The sequence below is a fragment of the Chelatococcus sp. KU-N122 genome, assembly GCF_055391085.1.
On sequence record NZ_AP043981.1, the window covers coordinates 1,071,079 to 1,094,861 of the forward strand.

The following is a 23,783-nucleotide window of genomic DNA, read 5'->3' on the forward strand; positions in this document are numbered from 1 at the left end:
AGGTGAATACGGTCCAACGTCATGGCCGGACTTGATCCGGCCATCCATCACACAAGGAATAACTGAGGGAGGACGACGTGAAGATCAAAGTATTGTTCTCGGTCATTGCCTTGGCGAGCCTGGCGCTATGGGCGCCGGGCGCGCAAGCCCAGTCCGACACCGTCAAGCTCGGCGTCATCGGCAGCCTCACCGGCCCGCATTCCGGCTGGGACGTGCCTGCGAGCGATGGCATCCAGATGGCCGTGAGCGAGATCAATGCGGCCGGCGGCTTCAAGGTCGGCGACAAGACCTACAAGTTCTCGGTGGTCCAGGAGGACACCCAGTCCAAGCCCGACATCGCCGCCACCGCGGCGCAGAAGCTTTTGAGCGACGAGGACATCCGCTTCGTCATGGGCGTCTTGACCAGCACGCCCGGCGTGCCGGTGGCCAACCAGATGGCGCGCGCCAAGGTGCTCTACGTCGGCGGCTTCACCGCCATGGACGGGCTGGTCGGCACCAAGGGCAAGGAGCTCCTGCTGCGCGCCCTCGACACCGACGAGACGGCGGCCAAGGGCTTTGTGCCCGCCGCCGCGAAGGAGCTCGGGCTGAAGCGCATCGGCATGCTGCTGCCCAACGACGACGTCAGCAAGTCGATCGTCAAGATCTACGAGCCGCTGTTCAAGCAGAACGGCGTCGAGACCGCCCTGGTCGAGCTGTTCCAGCCGGGCACCACCGATTTCGCCCCCGTGCTGCGCAAGTTCCAGAACCAGCAGCTCGACGGCCTGTTCATCGGCTATGCCGATCCGGACGCCGAGGCGATCATCCGCCAGAGCCTCGAGATCGGCGGCCTGCCCAAGAAGTTCGTCTACCGCGGCGGCTCCAGCGCCCCGGCGGCCAAGTATGCCGACAAGATCGACGGCTTCCTCTGGCAGATCCTCACCCGTGACCTCGCCAACCCGGGCGACGACAAGGTCAAGTCCTGGATCGATCGCTACAAGGCCTTCACCAAGAAGGACGTGACACCCCAGACCTACTGGGCGCTCACCTTCTACGACACCGTCTTCATGCTGGCGAAGGCGATGCAGGAGGCCGGCACCGTCACCGACCAGGCGGCCGTCGCCGCCAAGCTCAAGGGCATGACCTACGACGGCGTGCGCCGCATGAGCTACAACGGCGAAGGCCGTGCCGTCACCGATATCGACATCGGCGTGCTCAAGGGCGGCAAGACCTACTCCATCCCGCAGAAGATCCTCTGAGGGGGCGGCCATGGGACTGGACATCGCCCAGACGCTGATCGACGGGCTGATGGTGGGCGGCCTCTACGCCACCGTGGCGCTGGGCATCACGCTCGTCTTCGGCCTGGTCGGCATCCTGAACTTCGCCCATGGCCAGAGCGTCATGCTCGGCGCCTACGTGACCTTCTTCGGCGTGCAGGCGGGGCTCGGCTTCTGGGTGAGCGCGGCGCTCGCCGTGCTCGCCATGGCCGTCTTCGGCGCCATCCTGGAGCAGGTGATCTTCCGCCGCACGCTCGGCGACCACATGGCGGGCCTGGCGGTGTCGCTCGGCCTGATCATGGTGATCGAGAACTTGGCGGCTGCGACCTTCACCGCCGATCCGCGCTTCGTCGACCCGCCCGTCTCCGGCAGCATCATGGTGGGGCCGCTGCAGCTGTCCTCCCAGCGGCTGCTGGTGCTCGCCATCTCCACCGCGCTGATCGGCGGCTTCTACCTGTTCCTGCAGCGCGCGACATTGGGCAAGGCGATCCGCGCCATGGCCCAGAACCGCCAGGGCGCGGCACTCGTGGGCGTGCGCGTCTCGCTGGTCAGCCGCACCATCTTCACCATCGGCAGCGCGCTCGCAGGTGCGGCCGGCGCGCTCTATGCCAGCCTCTTCGCGGTGACCCCCTACATGGGCAACACGCCGCTGACCAAGGGCTTCATCCTGGCGGCGCTCGGCGGCCTCGGCAGCGTGCCCGGCGCCATCGCCGCGGGCTTCCTGCTCGGCATCGCCGAGAGCTTCGGCTCGCGCTACCTCTCGGCCTCGTTCCGCGACGGCTACGGCTTCATCCTGCTCATCCTGGCGCTGCTGTTCCTGCCCACCGGGCTGTTCGGCGCCGGCAAGGCGCGCGTGTGACCGACATGCCCGACCTCGCCACCGCATCCGGCGCGCAGGCCAAGGCCCCCGGCGCCTGGCGCGCCGCACTCGGCGCCACCGGCGCGCGCCGCACCATCGTCACCGTGCTCGGCATCGCCGCGCTGGCGGCGCTGCTCGCGGTGCCGGCGACGGCGAGCTCGCGCTACATCGTCTACCTCGGCACGCTGCTGGCGCTGCAAGGCGTGCTCGCCGTCTCGCTCAACATCATCATGGGCTTCGCCGGCCAGTTCGCTCTGGCGCACGCCGCCTTCTACGGGCTCGGCGCCTACATCTCCGCCATCCTCATCCGCGACTTCGACATGAGCTTCTGGGGCTCGCTGCCCCCCACCGCGGCGGCGGCCGCCGTGCTGGCGGCGGCGATCGGCTATCCGTCACTGCGCTTCACCGGCGGCATCCACTTCGCGCTGATCACCTTCGCCTTCGGCGAACTGATCCGCCTGATCACGGCCAACTGGCACGACGTCACCGGCGGCCCGCAGGGCATGCAGCTCAGCTTCGCCCCCGAGCCGCTGCTCGGCGTCGACTTCGGCTCGACGCGCGGCATCTACGCGCTGGCGGCGGGGCTGCTGGTGATCTCGCTCGCCATCGCCGCCGCGATCCGCTTCAGCCGCTTCGGCCGCTCGCTGGTGGCGATCCGCGAGGACGAGGTGCTGGCCTCCTCCCTCGGCATCAACGTCACGGTCAACAAGGTCGCCGCCTTCGTCGTCACCTCGGTGCTGGCGGCGCTGGCCGGCACCATCTACGGACCGTTCGTCGGCTTCATTTCGCCGGAAATGATGAGCGCCTCCGACTCGATCTCCGTCGTCGGCATGCTCATCGTCGGCGGCCTCGGCACGCTGTCGGGACCGATCTTCGGCACGCTCATCTTCATGGGCCTGCCGGAGCTGCTGCGCGTCGCCAAGCTCTACCGGCTGGTGATCCTCGGGCTGATCATCATCGCCGTGGTGCTGTTCGCCCCCAAGGGCGTGGCCGGCCTCATCGACCGCTTCGTCAGGCCCAAACGCCGGGAGGTGCGCTGATGCTGCGGCTCGAGGGCATCGGCCATCGCTTCGGCGGCCTGGAGGTGCTGCGCCGGATCGACACCTCCATCGCCGCCGGCGAGCTCGTCGGCCTGATCGGCCCCAACGGCGCCGGCAAGACCACCTTGTTCAACATCATCAGCGGCTTCCAGCGGCCGGTCAGCGGCCGCGTCTATTTCGAGGGCCGCGACGTCACCGGCTGGAAGCCCAACGTGCTCGCGGCGCACGGGCTGGTGCGCACCTTCCAGGGCGCCCGCGTCTTCCCCAACCTGACGGTGCGCGAATGCCTCGCCATCGCCCGCCGGCCGCGCAAGGGCGGCCGCGGCGATGCCTCGGCGCGGGTCATCGCCACGGCGCAGCAGCTGTTCGACCTCGATGCCCACGCGGGCGAGGATGCGGGCTCGCTGCCGAGCGGGCTGATGCGGGTGCTCGGCATCGCCATGGCGTTGTCGACCGGCGCGCACATGCTGCTGCTGGACGAGCCCGCCGCCGGGCTGAGCGGCGAGGAGATGGAGCACCTCCAGGCAGTGATCCGCGAGCTGCATCAGGCGGGCACGACCGTCGTCGTCGTCGACCACAACCTGCACTTCCTCATGGGCCTGGTGAGCCGCGCCGTCGTGCTCGATTCCGGCATCCTGATCGCCGATGGCCGCCCCCAGGACGTCACGGCGGATCCGCGCGTCATCGAAGCCTATCTCGGGGGAGCCGAGCTTGCTGACGGTTGAGAACCTCCAGGTCGCCTACGGGCGCGTCGAGGCCGTGCGCGGCATCTCCTTCGCCGTGCCGCAAGGGCAGATCGTGGCGCTGATCGGCGCCAACGGCGCCGGCAAGACCAGCACGCTCAACGCGCTCACCGGGCTGGTGCGCTGCCGCGGCAAGGTCGCCGAGGGTGAGATCCGCTTCGATGGCCTGGCGACCGACGCCATCGTGCGCCACGGCGTGGTGCAGGTGGCCCAGGGCCGCCAGCTGTTCCCGCTGATGAGCGTGCGCGAGAACCTGGAGCTCGGTGCCTTCCTGCGCTCGGCGGCGGACAAGCGGCGGCGGCTCGACGAGCTGATGGCGAGCTTCCCGCTGCTCGGCGAGCGTGCCGAGCAGCCCGCCGGCACCTTGAGCGGCGGCGAGCAGCAACTCGTCGCCATCGCCCGGGCGCTGATGTCCGAGCCGCGCATCCTGCTCATCGACGAGCCGTGCCTGGGGCTGGCTCCGATCATGATCCGCCGCGTGGCCGGCGTGCTGCGCGACCTTCATGCGGCCGGCCTGACCATCCTGATCGCCGAGCAGAACGCGTCGTTCGCCACCGCCATCGCCGAGCACCTGCTCGTCATGGAGAACGGCCGCATCACCCAGGCCGGCCCGCCGGCCGTCGTGATGGCCCACGCGGACGTGCGCCGTGCCTATCTCGGCATTTAGCTGGGGCCTCAGCGAAGGAGAACGCCATGCATGACGTCGCCATCACCGGAACCGGTGTCGTCTCCGCGCTCGGCTTCGGCTCGCGAACCTTCCACGAGCGCCTGATGTCCGGCGCCAGCGCCATCCGCGAGGCGCCCTGGCACCGGAAGGACAGCCGCGAGCCCTCCTGGTGGGCCATCGTGCGCGACTTCAAGCCCTCCGACTGGATGGACCAGCGCATCGAGGACGGCACCGACCTGTTCGCCCAGTTCGCCCTCGCCGCCGCCCGCCAGGCGATCGGCGAAGCGGGCCTCGGCGCGCTCGATCCGGTGCGCACCGGCGTGGTGCACGGCACCAGCATCGGCGGCGCCCGCGCCCTGATGAAGGCGCAATACGCCCTCGACACCGAAGGGCCGCAGGCGGTGCCGCGCAAGACCGAGATCCAGATCTATCCCAACATGGCGGCGTCGCAGATCGCCATGGCCTACGGCCTGCACGGCCCGAGCCTCACGGTCACCACGGCCTGCGCCTCGTCGCTCGACGCCATCGGCACGGCGGCGCACATGATCTCCAGCGGCCGCGCCGACGTGATCATCGCCGGCGGCACCGAGGGCGGCCTCGCCCGTGCCGACGGGCAGCCCGAGAACGGCTTCGTGCCGGCCCTCTACTACACCAGCACGCTCTACGGCATGGTGGCGCCGCGCGACGAGCCGCGGCTCGCCATGATGCCCTTCGACGTCAAGCGCAAGGGCATCGTCGTCGGTGAGGGCTCGGCCATGCTGGTGCTGGAGCGCGGCGAGCACGCCCGGGCCCGCGGCGCCCATATCCTGGGCTACGTGCGCGGCTACGGCTCGCTCGCCGACGCTTACCACCCCTCCTCGCCCGACCCGAGCGGCGTCTGGGAGGCGCGGGCCATGGAGCAGGCGCTCGCCGACGCCGGGCTCGCCGCCCAGGACGTCGACGCGCTGATCGCCCACGCCACCGGCACGCCCAAGGGCGACGAGGCGGAGATCCTCGCCATCAACCGGGTGCACGGCGACCGCAGGGAGGCGCTGCCGGTGGCCTCGATCAAGGGCCACCTCGGCCACAGCGGCGCGTCGTCGGGCTGCATGGGCCTCATCACCGGCCTGCGCGGCATGGACGAGGGCCGCTTCGTCTACACCGCCAACACCGACGAGCCCGACCGCGAGGCGCGCTTCGACATCGTCATCCGCGCGCCGCGCGCCGCCAAGGTGAGGACCTTGCAGGCCAACTCGTTCGGCTTCGGCGGGCAGAATGCGTCGGTGGTGGTGACGCGGGATTAGGGCATCAGGGATCAACCTAGTGGCTTGCTTCAGCCAATCTGCAAGGCCAATTTGCAAGGAATGTGCAACAGTGATGCTGCACAGAGATGGCCCGTTTGGGCCACGGCGACGGCTTGATTTTCAAGTGGATGGATGGCCAGGTCAAGCCCGGCCATGACGGCATGAAGGTAAGACGCAAGCCTTCCGGCGTCATGGCCGGGCTTGACCCGGCCATCCATCCACTCAAATACTTTAAACCTCGGTGCAGTGTTCCCAGCAAATAAGCTGAAGCGCGCGCTGAAGCTCTTATGGATTGAACGATTGCGGGTCCACCGTCGGCCATGCGACAGTTGCGCCTCAGCAAGACTATCATGGGTTCAGAGATGAAAATGCAGTCAAACGAACATGATGCACGCGCCGGATCGGCCTTTCGAGCCATCCGGCCGTCGACTATACCATTATTTTCACGCGCGACATGACGGCAATGCGCCGGTTCTACGAAGACATCCTCGGTTTTCCATTGATACGAGAGCTCTCGCCAAATTGGATCGAGTATCAAATTGGCGGCAACACCTTGACGTTGGCCAAGCCGAGCCGGACCGCTGCGGATGCTCCGGTACCCCATGGCAGCGCCTCACTTCAGCTGGCCTTCAAGGTTTCTCCTCCCGAGGTCGACCGATGCGCCGATGAGCTCGTGCAGCAAGGCGTCGAGCTGCTTTCGCCGCCCACCGATCAGACCTTTGGACATCGCACGCTGTTCTTCCGCGACCCGGATGGTAATCTGCTGGAGGTGTTTGCCGATATTTAACCAGCGGGAACAACCGATCGATGGCCGGGGCCGCGCGGTGCGTCCTGGCTGCCGAGCGATCGGATGGGGATGTTGGCGGCGAGCGCATGAACGACGTGAGATTGTTCCCGCCAGCGCCGTGGGATCAGCGTCTTATCATGGCGCCGACGCTCCGGCACCAGTCTTCAAGTATGGTCTCAACCGAGGCATCAGGATCACTGTCGCGCTTGAATGCCCACCAGATGAGGGCTCCCTGCCACACGCTGGCCATCTGCCAGCCAAGCCGCTCGGCAAGCCCAGCTTGGTTGGTTAGCCGCCTGCCCAAGGCCTTGGCGAGATATGTGCCCCAGGCGGATCCGCGCGCCCGAAGCGTCGGATTTCGCAGGTCTTCTCGCAATAGGAGCAGTCCGTCTGTGAGGCTGTGCTCAGCCGCGTCGCCGGGCATGAGCCGCATCAGCATAGAGATGGCACCTGTCGGGCTGGATGGAGCTTCTGCGTCGGCTGCGGCGGTATCCGCGTCGAGGCGGTCCCAGGCGTGCAATAGGACCGCCTCGATCATTGCCTCGCGAGTGCCGAAACGCTGTACGAGCGTTGCGGCGGACAATCCCGCCGCCTTCGAAGCCTTGGAAAAAGTCAGCCCCTCCGGGCCCGCCATCTTCAGAACGGCCAACAGTCTGTCGAGGACAGCGCCATCCGAAATTGTCTTGCTTCTAGCCATGTCGACATTTATAAACGATCATTCGTTTATAAACAAGGGGCGACGAAGCGCATGGCCAAGATTCACGGGTACATCGCAACCAGCCTCGATGGTTTCATCGCCACCGAAGAGGACAGCCTCGATTGGCTGTTCGCGTACGACGATCTCGATCTTGGCGAGCACGATTACCGCAAGTTCATCAAGCGCATCAGGACGGTTGTCATGGGGCGAGGCACCTATGACTTTCTCGCAAAGGACGACTCTCCTTGGGCCTACGACGAACAGCGCGTTCTGGTTGTCACCTCCAGACCAATTCCGACACCAAAGGGACGCCTGGAGACGCGAAGCGACGTCGACGATCTCATCACGGAGTTGCGAGGCCTCAGCGACGGGGATGTCTGGCTTCTCGGCGGAGGGAAACTGCAGATGGCCTTCATCGAGCGATGCGCGCTGGACGAAATCGAGATCTATGTGATGCCGGAGCTCATAGGCGGCGGAAGACCACTCTTTCCCCCAACAGGTTTTCGGACGGGTCTGCGCTTGCTTCAGGCCAGCGCGCTCGACCAAGGCTGCGTTCGCCTTCACTACGCCTTCGACCACTCTTCGCGGAGCGAAGATGCCGTATCGCGTGGCACGACGTGATGGCGCCTCATGCCGGATCTCGCCCTCGATCTTCGTCTTCTTAAAATAGGTCTGCCAGTTCACGGCGAGCGGTAGGGGTGTCGCGAATTCTCACAGGCCATGCTTCGTCCAAATCGCCTGTATATCCTCGTCGGACGCAAACTCCGGCGTGCAGCTTCTGCCCGTGATTGGGCGAATGAGGCTTTTTCCTCATCGGCCAGCCATAGCGCGGGCTCTTTGCTTCCGGCCAACTGCAAAACGACGCGGGCGATGTCGTCTTGCACGTCGGCGGGCAGATCGCGAACCGTTCTGATGGCCTTGCCCGGCAGCTTTGTCATGCGCTGACTATATCGGAGGCATCCGACAATTCGCCCCCTCACACCGCCAGCCGCAGCGCCGGGGCCCGGTCAGGCTTTCCCGCGCGCGCCTCGATGCAGCGGGCCAGGTGCTCGGCGTCGCGGGCGACGCCGGAGAAGCGGCCGGAACCCCAGGTGTGCAGCCAGGGCAGGCCGAGGAAGTAGAGCCCCTCCTGGGCGGTGACGCCGCGCACGTGCTTGGGATGGCCCTGGCCGTTGAAGACCGGGGCGTCGAGCCAGCGGAAATCGGGCGTGAAGCCGATGCACCAGATGATCGAGGTGATGCCCTCGGCCGCGAGATCGAGCGTCGCGGGCTCGCCGTCGGGCTGCCACACCGGCTCGTAGACGCTCGCCGCAGGCGCCGCGATGCCCTGCTCGGCGATGTACTTGTCGATCGCCGCGTTGATGCCGTTGTAGGTCTTGTCGGCCTGGTCGAGCGCTGCCTGCAACGTCGGGCGGAAGCTGACGCGCGGGCCGTCGATGCCGTCGAGCAGGCCGTAGAGGCGCATGCCCTCCAGCGCGAACTTGCGCAGATCGATGTCGCGGCCGCCGTCGCGGCCGGTCACGTAGTGGTTGGTGTTGTCGCGGACGCCCTCGCGCAGCGGATGGGACGTGACCGGCATGTCGTAGTAGCCCATCTCGGCGAGCCAGGCGACGACGTCGCGGCCGCGGTAGAAGCGGGCGCAGCGCGGCGCGTCGCCCACCGCCAGGTGCACCTGCCGCCCGGCCAGGTGCAGGTCCTCGGCGATCTGGGCGCCGGACTGGCCCGAGCCCACCACCAGCACGGCGCCGGCCGGCAGCGCGTCGGCGTTGCGGTACTGCTCGGAGTGCATCTGCGTGATGTCGGCGGGCAGCCGCTCGGCCGCGCGCGGGATGATCGGCGTCTGGTAGCCGCCGGCGGCCACCACCACCTGGTCGGCGGTGTACTCGCCCTCCGAGGTGACGATCGCATAGCCGCCTTCATCAAGCGGCGCGACGCGCTCGACGGCGACGCCCTCGCGCAGGGGCGCGTCGACGGCTGCCTTGAAGCGGGCGAGATAGGCGAGAATCTCGCCGCGCTTCATGAAGCCGTGCGGGTCGGCGCCGTCGTAGGGCAGACCCGGCAGCTGGCACTGCCAGTTCGGCGTCACCAGGCAAAAATTGTCCCAGCGCTGGGTGGCCCAGGCGTGCATGGCGGTGCGGCGCTCGAAGACGACGTGGTCGATCCCGGCGTCCTTGAGGCAATAGCTCATGGACAGGCCGGCCTGGCCGCCGCCGATGACGGCGACGGGAACATGGGGCTTCGCATTCGTGGGCATGGCTGGTTCTCCGGGTCTATTCGTCGAACGCAACGACGGTGACGTGGGCGTGGGGGTGATCGAGGAAGGGCACGGCCGCCGCTTCGATGCGGGCGAGCTGGGCCTTGGCGCGCGCGCATGGCATGCCGTAGCGGGCCGCGACGCGGTCGCTGGCGATGGCAAGCGCCGTGCGGCTCCGCTCCAGGAAGTCGGCGATGGGATAGACCTCGCCGGGCGCGAAAAAGTCCTTGATGACGAGGGAGGGCGAATAGCAGGCCTCGGCGCGGCCGTCGGGCCAGCGCACATGGAAGCGCATCTCAGGCATACGAATGCTCCCGCAGGCTGGCGTAGATGGGCAGGTGGGCGCGCGCCACGGCCGCCCAGTCGAAGCGCCGGACGGCGGCCAGCCCATGGGCCACGACCCGGCCGCGCAACGGGTCGCGCAAGGCGCTGAGCAGGGCGTTGGCGATCGACCCGGGGCTCGCCGGGTCGCACCAGACCGCCGCGTCGTCGCCGATGTGCTCGGTGAACGGCGCCGTCCGCGACACGACGACGGGCACGCCGCTCGCCATGGCCTCGATGGCGACGAGGCCGAAGCCTTCGTTGAGCGACGGGAAGGCCAGCACGTCGGCGAGACGATAGAGCGCCGGCATGTCCGCATCGGCGATCGCGCCGGCGTGGATCACGGCGGAGGTGGGCAGGCCGCTCGCGGCGAAGGCTTCGGTGAAGCGCTGCTGGTAGGCCGCGTGGTCGAGCACCGAGACGCCGCCGGCGATGACCAGCTCGGCCTCCGGCAACACCGCCCGCACCTGGGCGAAGGCCTCCAGGATGCGCACCGTGTTCTTGCGCGGCTCGACGCCGCCGACGGCGAGGACGATCGGCCCCGGGCCGAGCCCGAGGGTGGCGCGCAGCACGCCCTCGCGGCCGTCGGTGCCCGGGCGGAAACGATCGAGGTCGACGCCGTTGCCGGTGACGGCGGCCTCGAGCCCGAAGCGCTGCGCCAGCGTCTCGCGCCAGAGGCGGCTGACCACGAGGTGCCGGTCGGCGGACACGATCGAGCGCGCCTGCAGCCCCATCAGGCGTGGATCGGCGAAGCTGTCGATGTGGTGCACGGTGCGGACGAAGCGGGGGATCAGTCCGCGCTCCTTGAGGGTCGCGAGGGCGTTGCCGGAGATGCCGTCCTGGGCATGGAAGACGTCGAAGCGCCGGTGCGCGGCGTCGGCGAAATACCTGACGTAGTCGCCGGCCCGCGTCTCCACCATGGCCGTCATGTCGCCGGTGACCGGGGCTGCCGGCACGCTCACGGTCGCCGCCGCGGTGGCGCGGAAGAAGCCCGTGCCGCGGGCGTCGGGCGCATGCACGACCGGCTCGTGGCCGAGGCGCACGAGCGCCTCGGCGAGCTCGAGCGCATGCACGACGCCGCCGCGCGGGTTGGCGGAGTGGGCGAGGATGGCGATCCGCAGCGCACGCATCAGGCCGCCTCCTGCCTGGGCCCGCAGCCGAGCAGCGGCTCGGCGGCGACGTTCCAGATCGTCTCGCAGGCGCCGTCATGGACCAGGGTGACGAGCCCGCTCGCGTTGACGGCGCCGATGTCCGCGGCCGCGATGCCCCGCGCTGCAAAGCGGCCGACGATCGCCGGCACGTCCGCCGGCGCCGCGGTCAGCAGGTAGCCATAGCTCGGAAAGCTCATGAGCCAGCGGGCCGGGTCGACGTCCGCAGGCGTCGGCACCGCGGCAACATCGATAGCGACGCCCACGCCGGAGCATTCGGCGAGCATCGCCGCCGTGCCGACGAGGCCCGCCTGGCTGATGTCCTTGCCGGCGCAGGCGAGCCCCGCCTCGGCGATCTCCGGCAGCAGCCCCAGGTCCGCCCGCAGGCGGTCGCCCGGCGCATCCGTCGCCGCTTCCCAGTTGGCGAACGGCTCGCGGTAGCGGCCGCGCAGGTCGACCGCCGCGATCAGCCGCTCGCCCGGCCGCGCCGCGAAGCTGGTGAGCAGGCGCTGGGCCCGGCCGAGCACGGCGACCGAAAGCTGGCGGCGGTCGGCGCGCACGTTGGTGTGGCCGCCGACGATCGGCACGCCATAGCGCTCGGCTGCCGCCCGCAGGCCCTGGAGCACCGGCCCCGCCTCGTCGGCGCCGTTGGCCCAGAGCGCATCGACGACTGCGACCGGCCGGCCGCCCATGGCGGCGATGTCCGACAGGTTCACCATGACCCCGCACCAGCCGGCGAACCACGGATCGGCGGCGACGAACTCGTTCATGAAGCCTTCGATGGCGAACAGCAGGAAGCCGTCGCCGTCGGGGATCGCCGCGCAGTCGTCGCCGACCGGCACGGCGCCGGCGCCGGAGAGGCCGAGCGCGGCTGCGGCAAGGCCGATGTCGGCCTTCGCCGCCAGCCCGCGGCCGGTGCGGATCTGCGCGGCAAGCGCTGCGAACGCGGCTGGACCGATCATCATGCGGCCCGCCGGGCCAGGGCATGGAAGCCGGTCTCGACCGCGGTGAACGGCGGGTAATGGTCGAGATCCGCCTCCATGCGCACGTGCGGATGGCCGTGCAGCTCGATCGCCTCCGTCGTGCGCCAGTTGAGCTTGTGGAATAGCGCCTCGTTCTGGCTCTGCACGTGGGCGAGGAAGCGCCGGCAGCCGCGCGCGTGAGCGGAGCAGACGGCGAGCCTGATCAGCGTCGCCCCGAGCGCGCCGACGCGGCGGTAGTCGCGGTCGACGGCGAGGCGCGAGCCCCACCAAACGCCGTCCTCGGCCTCGTGGATGCGCACGGTGCCGACCACGTCGTTGGCCGCGACGCCCATGAGCGACAGCGCCACCAGCGGGATGGCCACGTCGTCGATGGCGTCGCGGTCGTCGCCCGCGAAGATGCGCTGCTCGATGCAGAACACCTGCCGCCGCAGCCGTGCCGCGGCGCGCCGCTCCCAGGCCTCGGTGGCGTACTTCACCTGGAACTCGGCGGCGAGGAAGCGCTCGAACGGCTCGAAGATCATGCGCAGGCCCTCTGTTCGTAGCTGGAGAGGGCCGAGCAGGCGCCGCACCTGGCGCAGCCGGCCTTGACGTCCACCGCCTTCAGGCCGCTGTCGACCAGGAGGCGCGACAGTGGCCCGAGGATCGCGTGCATGAAGCCCGGCGTCGGCGTGGGGTGGCTTTCCAGCGGCGTGCCGGAGATCGGCACGAACGGCACCACGAACGGATAGACGCCGATCGCGGTGAGCCGCCGGCAGACGGCGAGGATCTCGTCGGCCGTGTCGCCCAGCCCGGCGAGGATGTAGGTGGAGACCTGGCCGCGCCCGAACACCGGCACGGCCGCTTCGAACGCCTTGAAGTAGCGCTCGACCGACACCTGTGCCTTGCCCGGCATGATGCGGGCGCGCAGCGCCTCGCCCACGGCTTCCAGGTGCATGCCGAGGGCGTCGGCTCCCGCGGCCTTGAGGCGCCCGAACCAGGCGTCGTCGTCGGGCGGCTCGCATTGCACCTGGATCGGCAGCTCGACCGCAGCCTTCACGGCGGCGGCGCTGGCAGCGAGGACGGCAGCGCCCCGGTCGGAGCCGGGCGGCGTGCCCGTCGTCATCACCATGTGCCTGACGCCGTCGAGCTCGACCGCCGCCTTGGCCACCTCGGCGAGCTGCGCCGGCGTCTTGTGGGCGACGGTGCGGCCGGCCGCCAGCGACTGGCCGATGGCGCAGAACTGACAGGTCTTGGTGCGGCTCTGGTAGCGGATGCAGGTCTGCAGCACCGTCGTGGCCAGCACGTCGCGCCCGTGCAGCACGGCGATCTTGGAATAGGGAATGCCGTCCGCCGTGGTGAGGCCGTAGAACCTCGGCTGCGCCGGGAAGCTCACCTGGCCGATGGGCAGTCCGTCGCGGCTGATGCGGCTCATGCCGAAGGCGTCGGGCTCTTCCACCAGATACGGGCTCTCGAAGGCCGGCGCCGTATGCACCGGCACCATCACGGTGACGCCGTCGATGGTGAGGGCCTTGTGGTCCGAGGGGCCGGCGCCGCCGCGGCGGCTGGCGACCCCGGCCTTGGGATCAGCCAGCCGCACTCCGAAGGACTGCAACTCGTTGATCAAGGTCTCCGTCGGCAGCGGCTTGAGATCGGTGCGCAGACTGATCGCCTTCATCGGAACGGCTCCCGGAGCTGGCAGGGAAAGGGCTTAAGTCGAAGGAGGTGGCGGCGCGCATGGGCGCGGCCGGGCGGTTGTCGAGCGCGAGGCTCATGAGCTCGGGCCGCGCGTAATGGCCGACCGAGTCCATCATCCGCTTGCGCTTGGTGATCAGGGCGAGGTCGATGTCGGCGACGAGGATGCCTTCGCCCTGGGTCAGCGGCGGCACCACGTGGCTGCCCTCGGGCGAGACGATGGCCGTCATGCAGCCGCCGGTGAGCGCCTTGCGCAGCGCCTCCTGGGGGGCGATGCGGGCGATCTGCTCCTCGGTGAGCCAGCCGGTGGCGTTGACGACGAAGCAGCCGGCCTCGAGCGCGTGGTGGCGGATCGTCACCTCGATCTGGTCGGCGAAGATCGGCCCCACCAGCGAGCCCGGGAACTGGGCGGCGTGGATCTCCTCATGCTGCGCCATGAGGGCGTAGCGGGCGAGCGGGTTGTAGTGCTCCCAGCAGGCGAGCGCACCGAGGCGGCCGACGGCGGTGGGCACCACGCGCAGGCCCGCGCCGTCGCCCTGGCCCCAGATCATGCGCTCGTGGAAGGTCGGCGTGAGCTTGCGGCGCTTGAGCAGCAGGCTGCCGTCGGCGTCGAACACCAGCTGGGCGTTGTAGAGCGAGCCGTGATCGCGCTCGTTGACGCCGAGCACGACCACCGTACCGAGCCGCCGCGCCGCGGCGGCGACGGCCTCGGTCGCCGGCCCGGGCACCACGACGGCGTGCTCGTAGAGCCGCAGGTGCTCGGCGCCGGTGAGGACCGGCGGCAAGACAAAGGAGAAGTAGGGGTACCAGGGCAGGAAGGTCTCGGGGAAAACCACGAGCTTCGCGCCCTTGGCGGCTGCTTCGTCGAGCGCGGCGAGAACGCGCTCCAGCGTGCCTGCGCCGCTGTCCAGATCGGGAGCGATCTGGACAGCCGCGACCCGGACCTTTGTCGTCTCCGCCATGTCAGGCCTCCGTCAGAGCATCCGAATGGTCACAGCGTCCAAATCTTCACAGCGTCCACGTGTGGAGCATGAAGGCGTCGTCCTTCCGGTGCAGAAGGATCAGGTCCAGCACGTCGAGGGGGCTGATCGGGATGATGCCGGGGATGAGCGAAGGCTCGCCGTGGCCGTAGAGCGCCTGCAGGGCGAAGCGGCAGGCATAAACCTTGCCTCCCTCGTCCATGAACTTGGTGATCTGGTTGTTGAAGTTCTGGTGGCCGGGGAAGGCCTCGTCGCCGATCTTGGGAAAGCCGCGCTGCACGCCGAGGGTGACGCCCGGGCCGTAGAGCAGCACCGAGGTCTCGAAGCCCTTGCGCAGCAGCCTGAGCGCCTGCAGCAGGTTGACCAGGCCGATCGAGCCTTCGAAGGCGACCGTGTGGAAGGTGACCAGGGCTTTCTCACCCGGGGCGGCCTTCACGTCCTCGAACTTCTTGTCCTCGTAGTCGACGAGGAAATCGCCTTTCTGACGGGGCGGCAGCGTAACGGCAGGCATGAGGCACTCCTTGAGACTTGGCTGGCCGACGACGGTCCGGCCGACGCACAAGGCATTGCAACAGGCGTGCCAGATTGACGGCAACCACCTCAACACCAATGAATGCATGCAAACGCATTCATTCATACAGTCAATTCATGTCGATGCCGAGGTCTTCGGCCCTGCTTACAATGAATCCAATTGCCCAAACCGATGCCGGCAAATTGCCATCAAATCGCGCAAAATTGACTGCATGAAAGCGCAACATCAGGATCGACGCTGCGACGGCTGGACACTCTCCTGCACGCGTGACAAGCCGGCGGTGCAACATTATACAGTCAATCGCCGCCTCCCTCCCGGACGGTGCACGCGATCCTCATCATGCTCGACTGGACGCCGGACCTCGCTCGCAGCAACAAGCCGCGCTACCTCGCCATCGCCGACCTGATCGCCGAGGACATCAAGAACGGCCGCCTGGCTGTCGGTGACCGGCTGCCGCCGCAGCGGGCGCTGGCCAAGCGGCTGGCGGTCGACTTCACCACGGTGGCGCGCGGCTACGTGGAGGCCCAGAAGCGCGGCTTGGTAGAGTCGCACGTGGGCCAGGGGACCTTCGTCAAGGCACCGGCGCGTGCAGCCGCGGCTGGCAGGCCCGGACGCCTGCTGCCCGTCGACCTCACCATGAACCTGCCGCCCGAGCCGGACGATGCCGCGCTCGTCGAACGCATGCGCGAAGGCCTGGCCGAGGTGGGCGGCGACCTCGTGTCGTTGCTGCGCTATCAGGGCTTCGGCGGCTCGCCCGCCGACAAGGATGCGGCCTCGGCCTGGCTCGGACGCCGCGCCCTGGTGCCGGCGCAGGAGCGCATCTTCGTCACGCCCGGCGCCCATCCGGCCCTGGTCGGCATCTTCTCCACCCTCGCACGGCCCGGGGATACGGTGCTCTGCGAGGGCATCACCTATCCGGGCGCGCGGGCCATTGCCGCGCAGCTGGGCCTCAAGCTGGTCGGGCTGCCGATGGATGCTGATGGCATCGACCCGGATGCCTTCGCCGAGGCTTGCCGCACCGCCCGGCCGAAGGCGCTCTACCTGAACCCGACGCTGCAGAACCCGACGACCCTCACCATCCCCGAGGCTCGCCGCGGCGAGATCGCCGCGGTCGCCCGCCGCTTCGGCTGCCCCATCGTCGAGGACGACGCCTATGGCTTCATTCCGGCGCACGGACCGCCGCCGTTCGCCGCCATGGCGCCGGACCTCACCTGGCACGTGGCGGGCCTCTCCAAGTGCATCGGCGCAGGGTTGCGCGCCGCCTACGTCGTCGTGCCGGATGCCCGGTCCGGCTGGCCGTTTGCCGCCGTGCTCAGGGCCGCGAACGTCATGGCCTCGCCGCTGACGGTGGCGCTGGCCACGCGCTGGATCGAGGACGGCACCGCCGATACCATCCTGCGCTTCATCCGTACCGAGACCATGGCCCGCCAGGCGCTCGCTGGCGAGCTGCTGCCGGCGGGCAGCTATCGCGCCGATCCGCTGAGCTTCAACCTGTGGATCGAGCTGCCGTCGCCGTGGACGCGCTCGGCCTTCGCCGGCCACCTCAGCTCCACCCGTATCGGCGTGGTGGCGAGCGATGCCTTTACCGTCGGCGGCGCCCCCCTGGAGGCGGTGCGTGTCTGCCTCGGCGGGCCGCCCAACCGGGCCGAGATCCGCTCGGCGCTGGAGTTCATGGCCCACGCGCTGGCCGGCCAGCCGGAGATGGCGCTCAGCGTCCTGTGAGCGGCGCAAGGAATGACGGAGGCGCTACACGCGCCGCATCGTGATTCTGAAGCTTTTGCATCGACAGAGCAGCTTGGCACTCCCCTCCAGCAGGGAGGCGCGCGGTTGCCCCTCACGCGCGTCATGGCCGGGCTTGACCCGGCCATCCATCGATCGCGGCAACGTCAGCCCGCCAGGGCTGGCCGTATGGGAATGCTTTCAAGTGGATGGATGGCCGGGTCAAGCCCGGCCATGACGGTGGGAACGTTGCGGACCGTTCTCCCGAACCCGCCGCGCCGCAACGGCTGCGTCGCGTGCCTATTGCCGCGTCCGAATGCCCGCGATCAGGATGTCGACCAGATGCTTGGCGGCCTGGGTCGGCTCCGGCCCCGGGCTCAGGCTCGCAACCCCCGCCAGGGCCCGCAGCAGGTCCAGCGGCTCGACCTCCAGGCGAATGTCGCCGCTCGCCACGGCGCGCGCCACCAGCCCGGCGATCGTCTCCGTCACCTTGGTCCCAGACGCAGCGTAGAGGTCGGACGGGCCGCAGACGATCGAATTGAGCGCGTCGGACATGCCGTGCTTGGCAGCCATATAGTCGACGAAGAGCAGCAGCCATTCGCGCAGCGCCGTCACCGGCGGATGCGCCGCGGCGAGACGGCTGGCCGCTGCGACAAGCTGCTCGGTCTCGTTGCGGTAGACGGCTTCGATCAGCGCGTCCCGGGTGGGAAAGTGCCGGTAGAGCGTGCCGGCGCCGACGCCCGCAGCCCGGGCGATCTCGTCAAGGCTGGCACCGGAGCCCTTCTCGGCAAAGGCAGCCTTGGCGGTCTCGAGCAGGCGAACACGGTTGCGCTCGGCGTCGGCTCGCGGCCTACGGACAACAACAGGTTCATCCTTCCCGGCCACGCACACAACACCCCTTGATAAACGGAGAACGTCTCCGTATTTAAAACGGAGACGCTCTCCCCTTACGCTGAATCAAGCCGGCAGACAATGGTTTGCCGGCATCGGGAGCTTGCGTCCTCGATGAAGGAGATTGTCATGGCCGGGCCTTTCGGGGCGACCTCCACCACGGATGACGTGTTGGCAGGCGTCGATCTCAGCGGAAAACGCGTTCTCGTCACCGGCGTCTCGGCCGGCCTGGGCGTGGAGACGGCGCGCGCGCTCGCCGCGCACGGCGCTCAGGTGGTCGGCGCCGCCCGCGATCTCGCCAAGGCGGAGCGGGCGACGGCCGACGTCAGCGCGCAGGCGGCGAAGGGTGGCCGGCTCGAGCTGGTGAAGCTGGATCTCGCCTCGCTGGCGAGCGTGCGCGCCTGCGCCGACGCACTGGTGGCCGACGGACGGCCGTTCGACGTCGTTATCGCCAACGCCGGCGTGATGATGACGCCGTTCGGGCACACCGCGGACGGCTTCGAGACGCAGTTCGGGACCAACCATCTCGGCCATTTCGTGCTGGTGAACCGGATTGCGTCGCTGATCGCGCCGGGCGGGCGGCTGGTGAATCTGGCCTCCTCCGGCCATCGCTTTGCGGATGTCGATCTCGACGACCCCAATTTCGAGCGCACGCCCTACGACCCCATGGTCGCTTACGGCCGATCCAAGACCGCCAATGTCCTCTTCGCGGTCGAGTTCGACCGCCGCCATCGCTCGCGGGGCGTCCGTGCCACGGCGTTGCACCCTGGCGGCATCCAGACCGAGCTCGGACGCCACGTGCCACCCGGCGCGCTCGACGGGATGTTGGCGCAGATCAACGCCCAGCTGGCGGCCGAGGGACAGCCTCCCTTCGCGTGGAAATCGATTCCTCAAGGCGCGGCGACCTCGGTCTGGGCCGCTTTCGTCGCCCCGGCCGAGGAGGTGGGAGGCCGCTATTGCGAGAACTGTCACGTGTCGGCGGTGACGGACGGGCCGATCAACCCGGTCAGCGAAGGCGTGCTGTCCTATGCGCTCGATGCGGAGCACGCGAAGGCGCTGTGGGCGAAGAGCGAGGACATGGTGGGCGAGCGCTTCTGACGCCGCGGCCGCGCAGCATCACCCGGTGCCGGCCCGCAGCGGCAGCTCGCCGTCGTCGACGATCTCGGCGCAGACCTGCTCCAGGGTGGTGCGCCGCTGCATGGCGGCGCGCCGCACCAGGGCGAAGGCATCGGGCTCGCTCAGGCCGTAGCGGGTCATGACGCGGACGATCGCCGCCGAGACGGTGCGGCGCGAGCGCACCCGCCCCTCCAGCTTCTCGATGCGGGCATCGGTCTCGCGCCGCCGCTGGCCCTGGTGCAGCGCCACGACCACGGCGGTGTAGAGACCGGCGGACCTGAGCGGCTTGATCAGCACCGCTGCCGGCTCCTGGTCGAGCATCCATTTGAGGCGGCTCGGCGTCTCCGTGCCGACCACCGCGACGATCGGCACGCGCTCGCCGAGGCTCCAGGATCGGCCGGCCTCCGGCGCCGCGTCCACGTCGAGGAAGACGAGGTCGACGTCGGGCGCCTCCGTCACCCCGTCGTCCGCCCGGCGGACGGTGATGCCCATGCCGAGACGGTCGAGCTGCCGGCGCACCACCGCGATGTCGGGCTCGTCGCGGAGCAGCACCAGGGCGTGCCGGCCGCGGACGGTGGGAATCGTGCCCCGGCTCATTTCACGACCCGCAGATAGCTTGGCCGCCGCATCGTCGCTGTCCTCTGGCTCGAGGCCGGCTCACGGGCGATGGCCGACAGATCGAGATCGGAGAGGTAGGGGTCGGCGCGCTCCGGCTGGGCGGCCTCCCAGAAGATCTCGAACTGGAAGCCCTGCACGGAGCGTGCCAGACGCGGCGTGGCGACGCAATGATTGTTGCCGGGGTCGACCCACACGGGCCCCTGCGGCGCCTCGTAACGCAGGTTGCCGGCCGCGCTGCGGACCGTGGCCACGTCGGTGGCGCCGCCCCGGCGGATGGCGCGCGCCAGCAGCATGACGGCGACGTAGCTGTACTGGCCGTCGACCGACGGGCTGCTGTCGGCCCCGTAGCGCGCCTTCCAGCGGGCGACGAAGGCGTGGTTCTCGGGCCGGTCGATGCTGGCGAAGTAGCCGGACGAGGTGATGCAGCCGACCGAGGCGTCGGCGCCGATCAGCTTGAGCTCCGGCTCGCACAGGCTGCAGCTGAGCACCGGGACGGCGAGGCCGGCGCGCCTCGCCGCATCGTGGAAGGCCCGCATGAACAGGTAGCTGGACTGCCCGACCAGCGTGTTGAACACCACGGGCGGGCGGCGCGCGACGATCTCGTCGACGATGTGGGCGACGCTCGTCTCACCCAGGTCGAGCATGCGCTCGGCCAGGATCTGGCCGCCGGCCGCCGACACGATCTCGCGGATGACGCGGTTGGTCTCCCAGGTCCAGATGTAGTTCGAGCCGATGCAGAAGGCGCTGTCGGCCAGGTGCTCGAGCATGTAGCGCACCAGCGGGACGACGTTGTGGTTCGGCGCGGCGCCCACGTAGATGACGTTGTCGCTGCACTCGAAGCCCTCGTAGCGGGCCGGGTACCACAGCAGCCGGTCGGTGCGCTCGATGATCGGCAGCACCTGCTTGCGCGATGCCGACGTGTAGCAGCCGACGATGTGCTCGACCCCGGGGCTGCGGATCAGGTCGGCGCAGGCGGCATGGTAGTTCTCGACGACGCCCTTGGGGTCCCGCACGTGCGGGACGAGGGTGAAGTCGAAGGCATCGCTCTCGTTGACCTCGCTGATCGCCAGCATGGCGCTCTTCAGCATCTCGGTGCCCATCATTTGATAGGGGCCGGCTTGCGAGCACAGGAGGCCGATGGAGATCGACGGTTTCTTTGAAATGTGCATGATTTTCGTCTGTTGGCAGCGGAAGCGTCCGCCAAAGGCCTCATTCCGTCAATAGCGCGGATGCTTGTCGATTAGGCGCCGCTGCTTATTCGGCATGCACTTTCGCAAGACCTCGCCCGACAAACTGCAGCGACGACGATTGACAAGAGCTGCGGCGGCGCGCGAGGATGAAGATGTTCGCTGATCGAGGTCGTACCGGGATATATTTCTCAGCCGATGACGCCTGAGTAGATCGCTGGCCGATCTGTATCCCGACGTCTTGTCAGAACGCCGCTGAACATACGCGTGGGCGATGAAGCCATTCGGGGCCTTTCCGGGCACCGGGTGGCTTTTTGCGTTTGCGCTCCGCCGACAACAGGATGTCCCGATGACGGTCTGATCTGCCGCGCCTGGTATTTCAATTTATCCAGCAAGCTCGCACGGCCGAGGCCGAAGCAGGCGCGCAATATAGCCAAACTATTGACCGTCGACGCGACGTCGTTCGACCGGAACGCCGGTCGGCCCAGTATTGCCGCAGGGGAGGCAAGACGAATATGAGTAATCCGCAGCCCAAGGGCTCCGCCGCCGCCGACGATCTGCCCTACCGGGAGCTGCTCGAGGTCGGGCGCCTGGTCCAGTCCGGCCAGACCACGTCGACCGAGGTGACGCAGGCCGAGCTCGACCGCATCGCCGCCCTCGACGGCGAGCTGAAGAGCTATGCCTACGTCATGGCCGACGCGGCGCTGGCCGCGGCGGCGGAAGCGGACCGCGAGATTGCGGCCGGCCGCAAGCGCGGGCCGCTGCACGGCGTGCCGATCGCGGTCAAGGACCTGTGCTGGACCGTCGATGCGCCGACGGCGGCGGGCATGCCGATCCATCGCGACAATCGCCCGGCAGAGGACGCGACCGTGGTCCGGCGCCTGAAGGATGCCGGCGCCGTCATCCTCGGCAAGCTGCAGCTGACCGAGGGCGCCTATTCCGACCACCACCCGGACATCGTGCCGCCCCGCAATCCCTGGGGCGCCGAGCTCTGGTCCGGTGCCTCGTCGAGCGGCTCGGGCGTCGCCACGGCGGCGGGCCTCTGCTACGGCTCGCTCGGCTCCGACACCGGCGGCTCGATCCGCTTCCCCTCCGCCGCCAACGGCATCACCGGCCTGAAGCCGACGTGGGGCCGCGTCAGCCGCTACGGCGTGTTCGAGCTCGCCGCCACCCTCGACCATATCGGCCCGATGACGCGCAGCGCCGCCGACTGCGGCGCCATGCTCGGCGCCATCGCCGGCACCGACCCCAACGATCCGACCACCGTGCCGGTGCCGGTGCCGGACTATCTCGCCGGGCTCGACGGCAGCCTCAAGGGCCTGCGCATCGGCATCGACCGGCGCTGGACCAGCGAGGGGGTCGACGCGGCGGCGGTCAAGGCGGTGAACGACGCGCTGGCGGTGGTGCAGACGCTGGGCGGCGACATCATCGAGATCACCTTCCCCGACACCGCCGCCATGGTCGAGGATTGGTTCCCGCTGTGCGGCATCGAGACCGCCGTCGCCCACGAGGCCACCTACCCGTCACGCAAGGACGAGTACGGACCGAGCCTCGCCGGGCTGATCGACCTGGGCCGCAGCCAGTCGGCGATGGACTACCAGAAGATCGTGCTGCGCCGCGAAGCCTTCCGCGGCCGCGTGCGCGCGCTCTTCGCCGACATCGACCTCCTGGTGGTGCCGGCCCAGTCGTTCTCCGGGCCGACCATCGCGACCATGGGATCGCTCGGCGAGAATGCCAGCCTGATCGGCGGCCTGCTGCAGTTCACCTGCCCGTTCGACATGACGGGGAGCCCGACCATCACCCTGCCGGCGGGCATCACCGAGGCCGGCGCACCCGTGGGCATCCAGTTCGTCGGCCGCCACTTCGACGAGGCGCTGCTGGTCAAGGCCGGCGACGCCTTCCAGCGCATGACCGACTGGCACCAGCGCCACCCGGCGCTCTGAGAGGACCGGCCCATGGACCACGAAGCCTGGCTGACGCATTCGATCATGGCCCGCCGCGCCGTCGCCGGCGGCAAGCCCGGAGGCCGCCACGCCCTCGGCGTGGAGGCGCAGGGCCAGTTCCACTACGTCTACGGCCCCTACGTGGAGCCGAAGCTGACTATCGACCCCGGCGACATCGTCGTGGTCGAGACCGAGGACGCCTTCGGCGGCGTGATCCAGTCGGAGCAGGACAGCCCGACGGCCAAGCTGAACTTTCCGTTCCTGAACCCGCAGAGCGGGCCGATCTTCGTCAAGGGCGCCGAGAAGGGCGACTGCCTCGCCGTGCACATCCACGCCGTGGAGACGCGCGGCGCGCAGCCGGCGGGCACCACCTGCATCATGCCCGAGTTCGGCGGCCTGGTCGGCACCGCGGCCACCGCCCTGCTCAACCCGCCGCTGCCCGAGCGCGTGCGCAAGATGCATGTCGACACGAACGGCGTGCGCTGGAGCGACAAGATCGTCCTGCCGTACGAGCCGTTCATCGGCACCATCGGCGTGTCGCCGGAGATCGAGGCGATCTCGTCGCTGGTGCCGGACTACCACGGCGGCAACATGGACCTGCCGGACGTGGCGCCCGGCGCCATCATCTACCTGCCGGTCCATACCGCGGGCGGCTACCTCTACGTCGGCGACTGCCATGCCACCCAGGGCGACGGCGAGCTCTCCGGCGTCGCCGTCGAGCAGCGCGCCACCGTGACCCTCCACGTCGACCTGATCAAGGGCTGGAGCTTCGCCTGGCCGCGGCTGGAGACCAAGGATTTCATCATGACCATCGGCAGCGCCCGGCCGCTGGAGGACGCCGCCCGCATCGCCTATCGCGAGCTCACCCGCTGGATGGCGGCCGACTACGGCTTCGACGAGATCGACGCGTACATGCTGCTGAGCCAGGCCGGCCGCATGCGCCTCGGCAACATGGTCGACCCCAAGTACACGATGGGAGCGTCCATTCTGAAGAAATATCTGGTCTGACGAAAGACCCGTCCTGACCGAATACTTGGCCTGACGAAGGAGTTGGCCTGAACAAGGACGTGACTTGAACAGAGATTTGGCTT

General features: G+C 68.9%; 25 protein-coding genes. 12 read left to right on the plus strand and 13 right to left on the minus strand.

Annotated elements, in window-relative coordinates; genetic code table 11:
* Positions 1 to 77: 77 nt before the first annotated feature.
* From ACZ5PO_RS04790 to ACZ5PO_RS04820, 7 genes are all read left to right on the plus strand, one after another.
* Entirely contained in the window at positions 78 to 1,235 is a 1,158-nt protein-coding gene (locus ACZ5PO_RS04790; protein WP_464190805.1) for an ABC transporter substrate-binding protein, read from the plus strand.
* Between the two features lie 10 nt (positions 1,236 to 1,245).
* Positions 1,246 to 2,112 (plus strand): branched-chain amino acid ABC transporter permease, encoded by an 867-nt coding sequence (locus ACZ5PO_RS04795; RefSeq protein ID WP_464190807.1) that lies wholly within the window; start codon positions 1,246 to 1,248, stop codon positions 2,110 to 2,112.
* A 5-nt stretch (positions 2,113 to 2,117) separates the two neighbouring features.
* Positions 2,118 to 3,152 (plus strand): branched-chain amino acid ABC transporter permease, encoded by a 1,035-nt coding sequence (locus ACZ5PO_RS04800; protein ID WP_464196674.1) that lies wholly within the window; start codon positions 2,118 to 2,120, stop codon positions 3,150 to 3,152.
* Positions 3,152 to 3,877 carry an ABC transporter ATP-binding protein gene (locus tag ACZ5PO_RS04805; protein ID WP_464190809.1) on the plus strand — a complete coding sequence of 242 codons (726 nt, stop codon included), beginning with the start codon at positions 3,152 to 3,154 and terminating at the stop codon, positions 3,875 to 3,877. The genes ACZ5PO_RS04800 and ACZ5PO_RS04805 overlap by 1 nt, the downstream gene beginning before the upstream one ends.
* Entirely contained in the window at positions 3,864 to 4,562 is a 699-nt protein-coding gene (locus ACZ5PO_RS04810; protein ID WP_464190811.1) for an ABC transporter ATP-binding protein, read from the plus strand. The genes ACZ5PO_RS04805 and ACZ5PO_RS04810 overlap by 14 nt, the downstream gene beginning before the upstream one ends.
* Positions 4,563 to 4,588: 26 nt before the next feature.
* Complete coding sequence (locus tag ACZ5PO_RS04815) at positions 4,589 to 5,845, plus strand: beta-ketoacyl-[acyl-carrier-protein] synthase family protein (protein ID WP_464190813.1); 1,257 nt, start codon at positions 4,589 to 4,591, stop codon at positions 5,843 to 5,845.
* 463 nt (positions 5,846 to 6,308) lie between these two features.
* Positions 6,309 to 6,632, plus strand: coding sequence for a VOC family protein (locus ACZ5PO_RS04820; protein ID WP_464190815.1), 324 nt, complete (start codon positions 6,309 to 6,311; stop codon positions 6,630 to 6,632).
* A gap of 124 nt (positions 6,633 to 6,756) precedes the next feature.
* Here ACZ5PO_RS04820 and ACZ5PO_RS04825 read toward each other — a convergent pair whose 3' ends face one another.
* Positions 6,757 to 7,329: a TetR/AcrR family transcriptional regulator gene (locus ACZ5PO_RS04825; protein ID WP_464190818.1), complete on the minus strand. Its 573-nt coding sequence runs from the start codon at positions 7,327 to 7,329 to the stop codon at positions 6,757 to 6,759.
* 51 nt (positions 7,330 to 7,380) lie between these two features.
* Between ACZ5PO_RS04825 and ACZ5PO_RS04830 the strand changes: the two genes are divergently transcribed.
* Positions 7,381 to 7,950: a dihydrofolate reductase family protein gene (locus ACZ5PO_RS04830; protein ID WP_464190820.1), complete on the plus strand. Its 570-nt coding sequence runs from the start codon at positions 7,381 to 7,383 to the stop codon at positions 7,948 to 7,950.
* 59 nt (positions 7,951 to 8,009) lie between these two features.
* On the opposite strand, the gene ACZ5PO_RS04835 is transcribed toward ACZ5PO_RS04830, so the two are convergent.
* From ACZ5PO_RS04835 to ACZ5PO_RS04875, 9 genes are read right to left on the minus strand one after another with little or no spacing between them, the layout of a single operon-like run.
* Positions 8,010 to 8,267, minus strand: coding sequence for a hypothetical protein (locus ACZ5PO_RS04835; RefSeq protein ID WP_464190822.1), 258 nt, complete (start codon positions 8,265 to 8,267; stop codon positions 8,010 to 8,012).
* Positions 8,268 to 8,305: 38 nt separating this feature from the next.
* On the minus strand, positions 8,306 to 9,583 hold the full coding sequence (locus ACZ5PO_RS04840) for an MSMEG_0569 family flavin-dependent oxidoreductase (RefSeq protein WP_464190825.1): 1,278 nt from the start codon (positions 9,581 to 9,583) through the stop codon (positions 8,306 to 8,308).
* A 16-nt stretch (positions 9,584 to 9,599) separates the two neighbouring features.
* The gene (locus tag ACZ5PO_RS04845) at positions 9,600 to 9,887 is read right to left on the minus strand and encodes an MSMEG_0570 family nitrogen starvation response protein (protein ID WP_464190827.1); all 288 of its coding nucleotides are present in this window, start codon (positions 9,885 to 9,887) and stop codon (positions 9,600 to 9,602) included.
* The gene (locus ACZ5PO_RS04850) at positions 9,880 to 11,034 is read right to left on the minus strand and encodes an MSMEG_0565 family glycosyltransferase (RefSeq protein ID WP_464190829.1); all 1,155 of its coding nucleotides are present in this window, start codon (positions 11,032 to 11,034) and stop codon (positions 9,880 to 9,882) included. The genes ACZ5PO_RS04845 and ACZ5PO_RS04850 overlap by 8 nt, the downstream gene beginning before the upstream one ends.
* Entirely contained in the window at positions 11,034 to 12,014 is a 981-nt protein-coding gene (locus ACZ5PO_RS04855) for a sll0787 family AIR synthase-like protein (RefSeq protein ID WP_464196676.1), read from the minus strand. Before ACZ5PO_RS04855 ends, ACZ5PO_RS04850 begins: the two co-directional genes overlap by 1 nt.
* A complete protein-coding gene (locus tag ACZ5PO_RS04860; protein ID WP_464190831.1) occupies positions 12,014 to 12,556 on the minus strand; it encodes an MSMEG_0567/Sll0786 family nitrogen starvation N-acetyltransferase in 543 nt (180 codons plus the stop codon). The genes ACZ5PO_RS04855 and ACZ5PO_RS04860 overlap by 1 nt, the downstream gene beginning before the upstream one ends.
* Complete coding sequence (locus ACZ5PO_RS04865; RefSeq protein ID WP_464190833.1) at positions 12,553 to 13,689, minus strand: MSMEG_0568 family radical SAM protein; 1,137 nt, start codon at positions 13,687 to 13,689, stop codon at positions 12,553 to 12,555. The genes ACZ5PO_RS04860 and ACZ5PO_RS04865 overlap by 4 nt, the downstream gene beginning before the upstream one ends.
* Entirely contained in the window at positions 13,598 to 14,668 is a 1,071-nt protein-coding gene (locus ACZ5PO_RS04870; protein ID WP_464190836.1) for a Nit6803 family nitrilase, read from the minus strand. Before ACZ5PO_RS04870 ends, ACZ5PO_RS04865 begins: the two co-directional genes overlap by 92 nt.
* A 46-nt stretch (positions 14,669 to 14,714) precedes the next feature.
* A complete protein-coding gene (locus ACZ5PO_RS04875; RefSeq protein WP_464190838.1) occupies positions 14,715 to 15,197 on the minus strand; it encodes an MSMEG_0572/Sll0783 family nitrogen starvation response protein in 483 nt (160 codons plus the stop codon).
* A 360-nt stretch (positions 15,198 to 15,557) separates the two neighbouring features.
* On the opposite strand from ACZ5PO_RS04875, the gene ACZ5PO_RS04880 reads away from it, so the two are divergent.
* Positions 15,558 to 16,940, plus strand: coding sequence for an aminotransferase-like domain-containing protein (locus tag ACZ5PO_RS04880; RefSeq protein ID WP_464190841.1), 1,383 nt, complete (start codon positions 15,558 to 15,560; stop codon positions 16,938 to 16,940).
* A 297-nt stretch (positions 16,941 to 17,237) separates the two neighbouring features.
* Here the strand turns inward: ACZ5PO_RS04880 and ACZ5PO_RS04885 are convergent, their stop codons facing one another.
* A complete protein-coding gene (locus ACZ5PO_RS04885) occupies positions 17,238 to 17,822 on the minus strand; it encodes a TetR/AcrR family transcriptional regulator (protein ID WP_464190843.1) in 585 nt (194 codons plus the stop codon).
* Between the two features lie 135 nt (positions 17,823 to 17,957).
* On the opposite strand from ACZ5PO_RS04885, the gene ACZ5PO_RS04890 reads away from it, so the two are divergent.
* Positions 17,958 to 18,926: an SDR family NAD(P)-dependent oxidoreductase gene (locus ACZ5PO_RS04890; RefSeq protein ID WP_464190845.1), complete on the plus strand. Its 969-nt coding sequence runs from the start codon at positions 17,958 to 17,960 to the stop codon at positions 18,924 to 18,926.
* Positions 18,927 to 18,944: 18 nt separating this feature from the next.
* On the opposite strand, the gene ACZ5PO_RS04895 is transcribed toward ACZ5PO_RS04890, so the two are convergent.
* The gene (locus ACZ5PO_RS04895; protein ID WP_464190847.1) at positions 18,945 to 19,541 is read right to left on the minus strand and encodes an ANTAR domain-containing response regulator; all 597 of its coding nucleotides are present in this window, start codon (positions 19,539 to 19,541) and stop codon (positions 18,945 to 18,947) included.
* Positions 19,538 to 20,731 carry a transporter substrate-binding domain-containing protein gene (locus ACZ5PO_RS04900; protein WP_464190849.1) on the minus strand — a complete coding sequence of 398 codons (1,194 nt, stop codon included), beginning with the start codon at positions 20,729 to 20,731 and terminating at the stop codon, positions 19,538 to 19,540. The genes ACZ5PO_RS04895 and ACZ5PO_RS04900 overlap by 4 nt, the downstream gene beginning before the upstream one ends.
* A 533-nt stretch (positions 20,732 to 21,264) precedes the next feature.
* Between ACZ5PO_RS04900 and ACZ5PO_RS04905 the strand changes: the two genes are divergently transcribed.
* On the plus strand, positions 21,265 to 22,692 hold the full coding sequence (locus tag ACZ5PO_RS04905; RefSeq protein WP_464190851.1) for an amidase: 1,428 nt from the start codon (positions 21,265 to 21,267) through the stop codon (positions 22,690 to 22,692).
* 12 nt (positions 22,693 to 22,704) lie between these two features.
* Positions 22,705 to 23,700, plus strand: coding sequence for an acetamidase/formamidase family protein (locus ACZ5PO_RS04910; protein WP_464190853.1), 996 nt, complete (start codon positions 22,705 to 22,707; stop codon positions 23,698 to 23,700).
* Positions 23,701 to 23,783 lie beyond the last annotated feature (83 nt).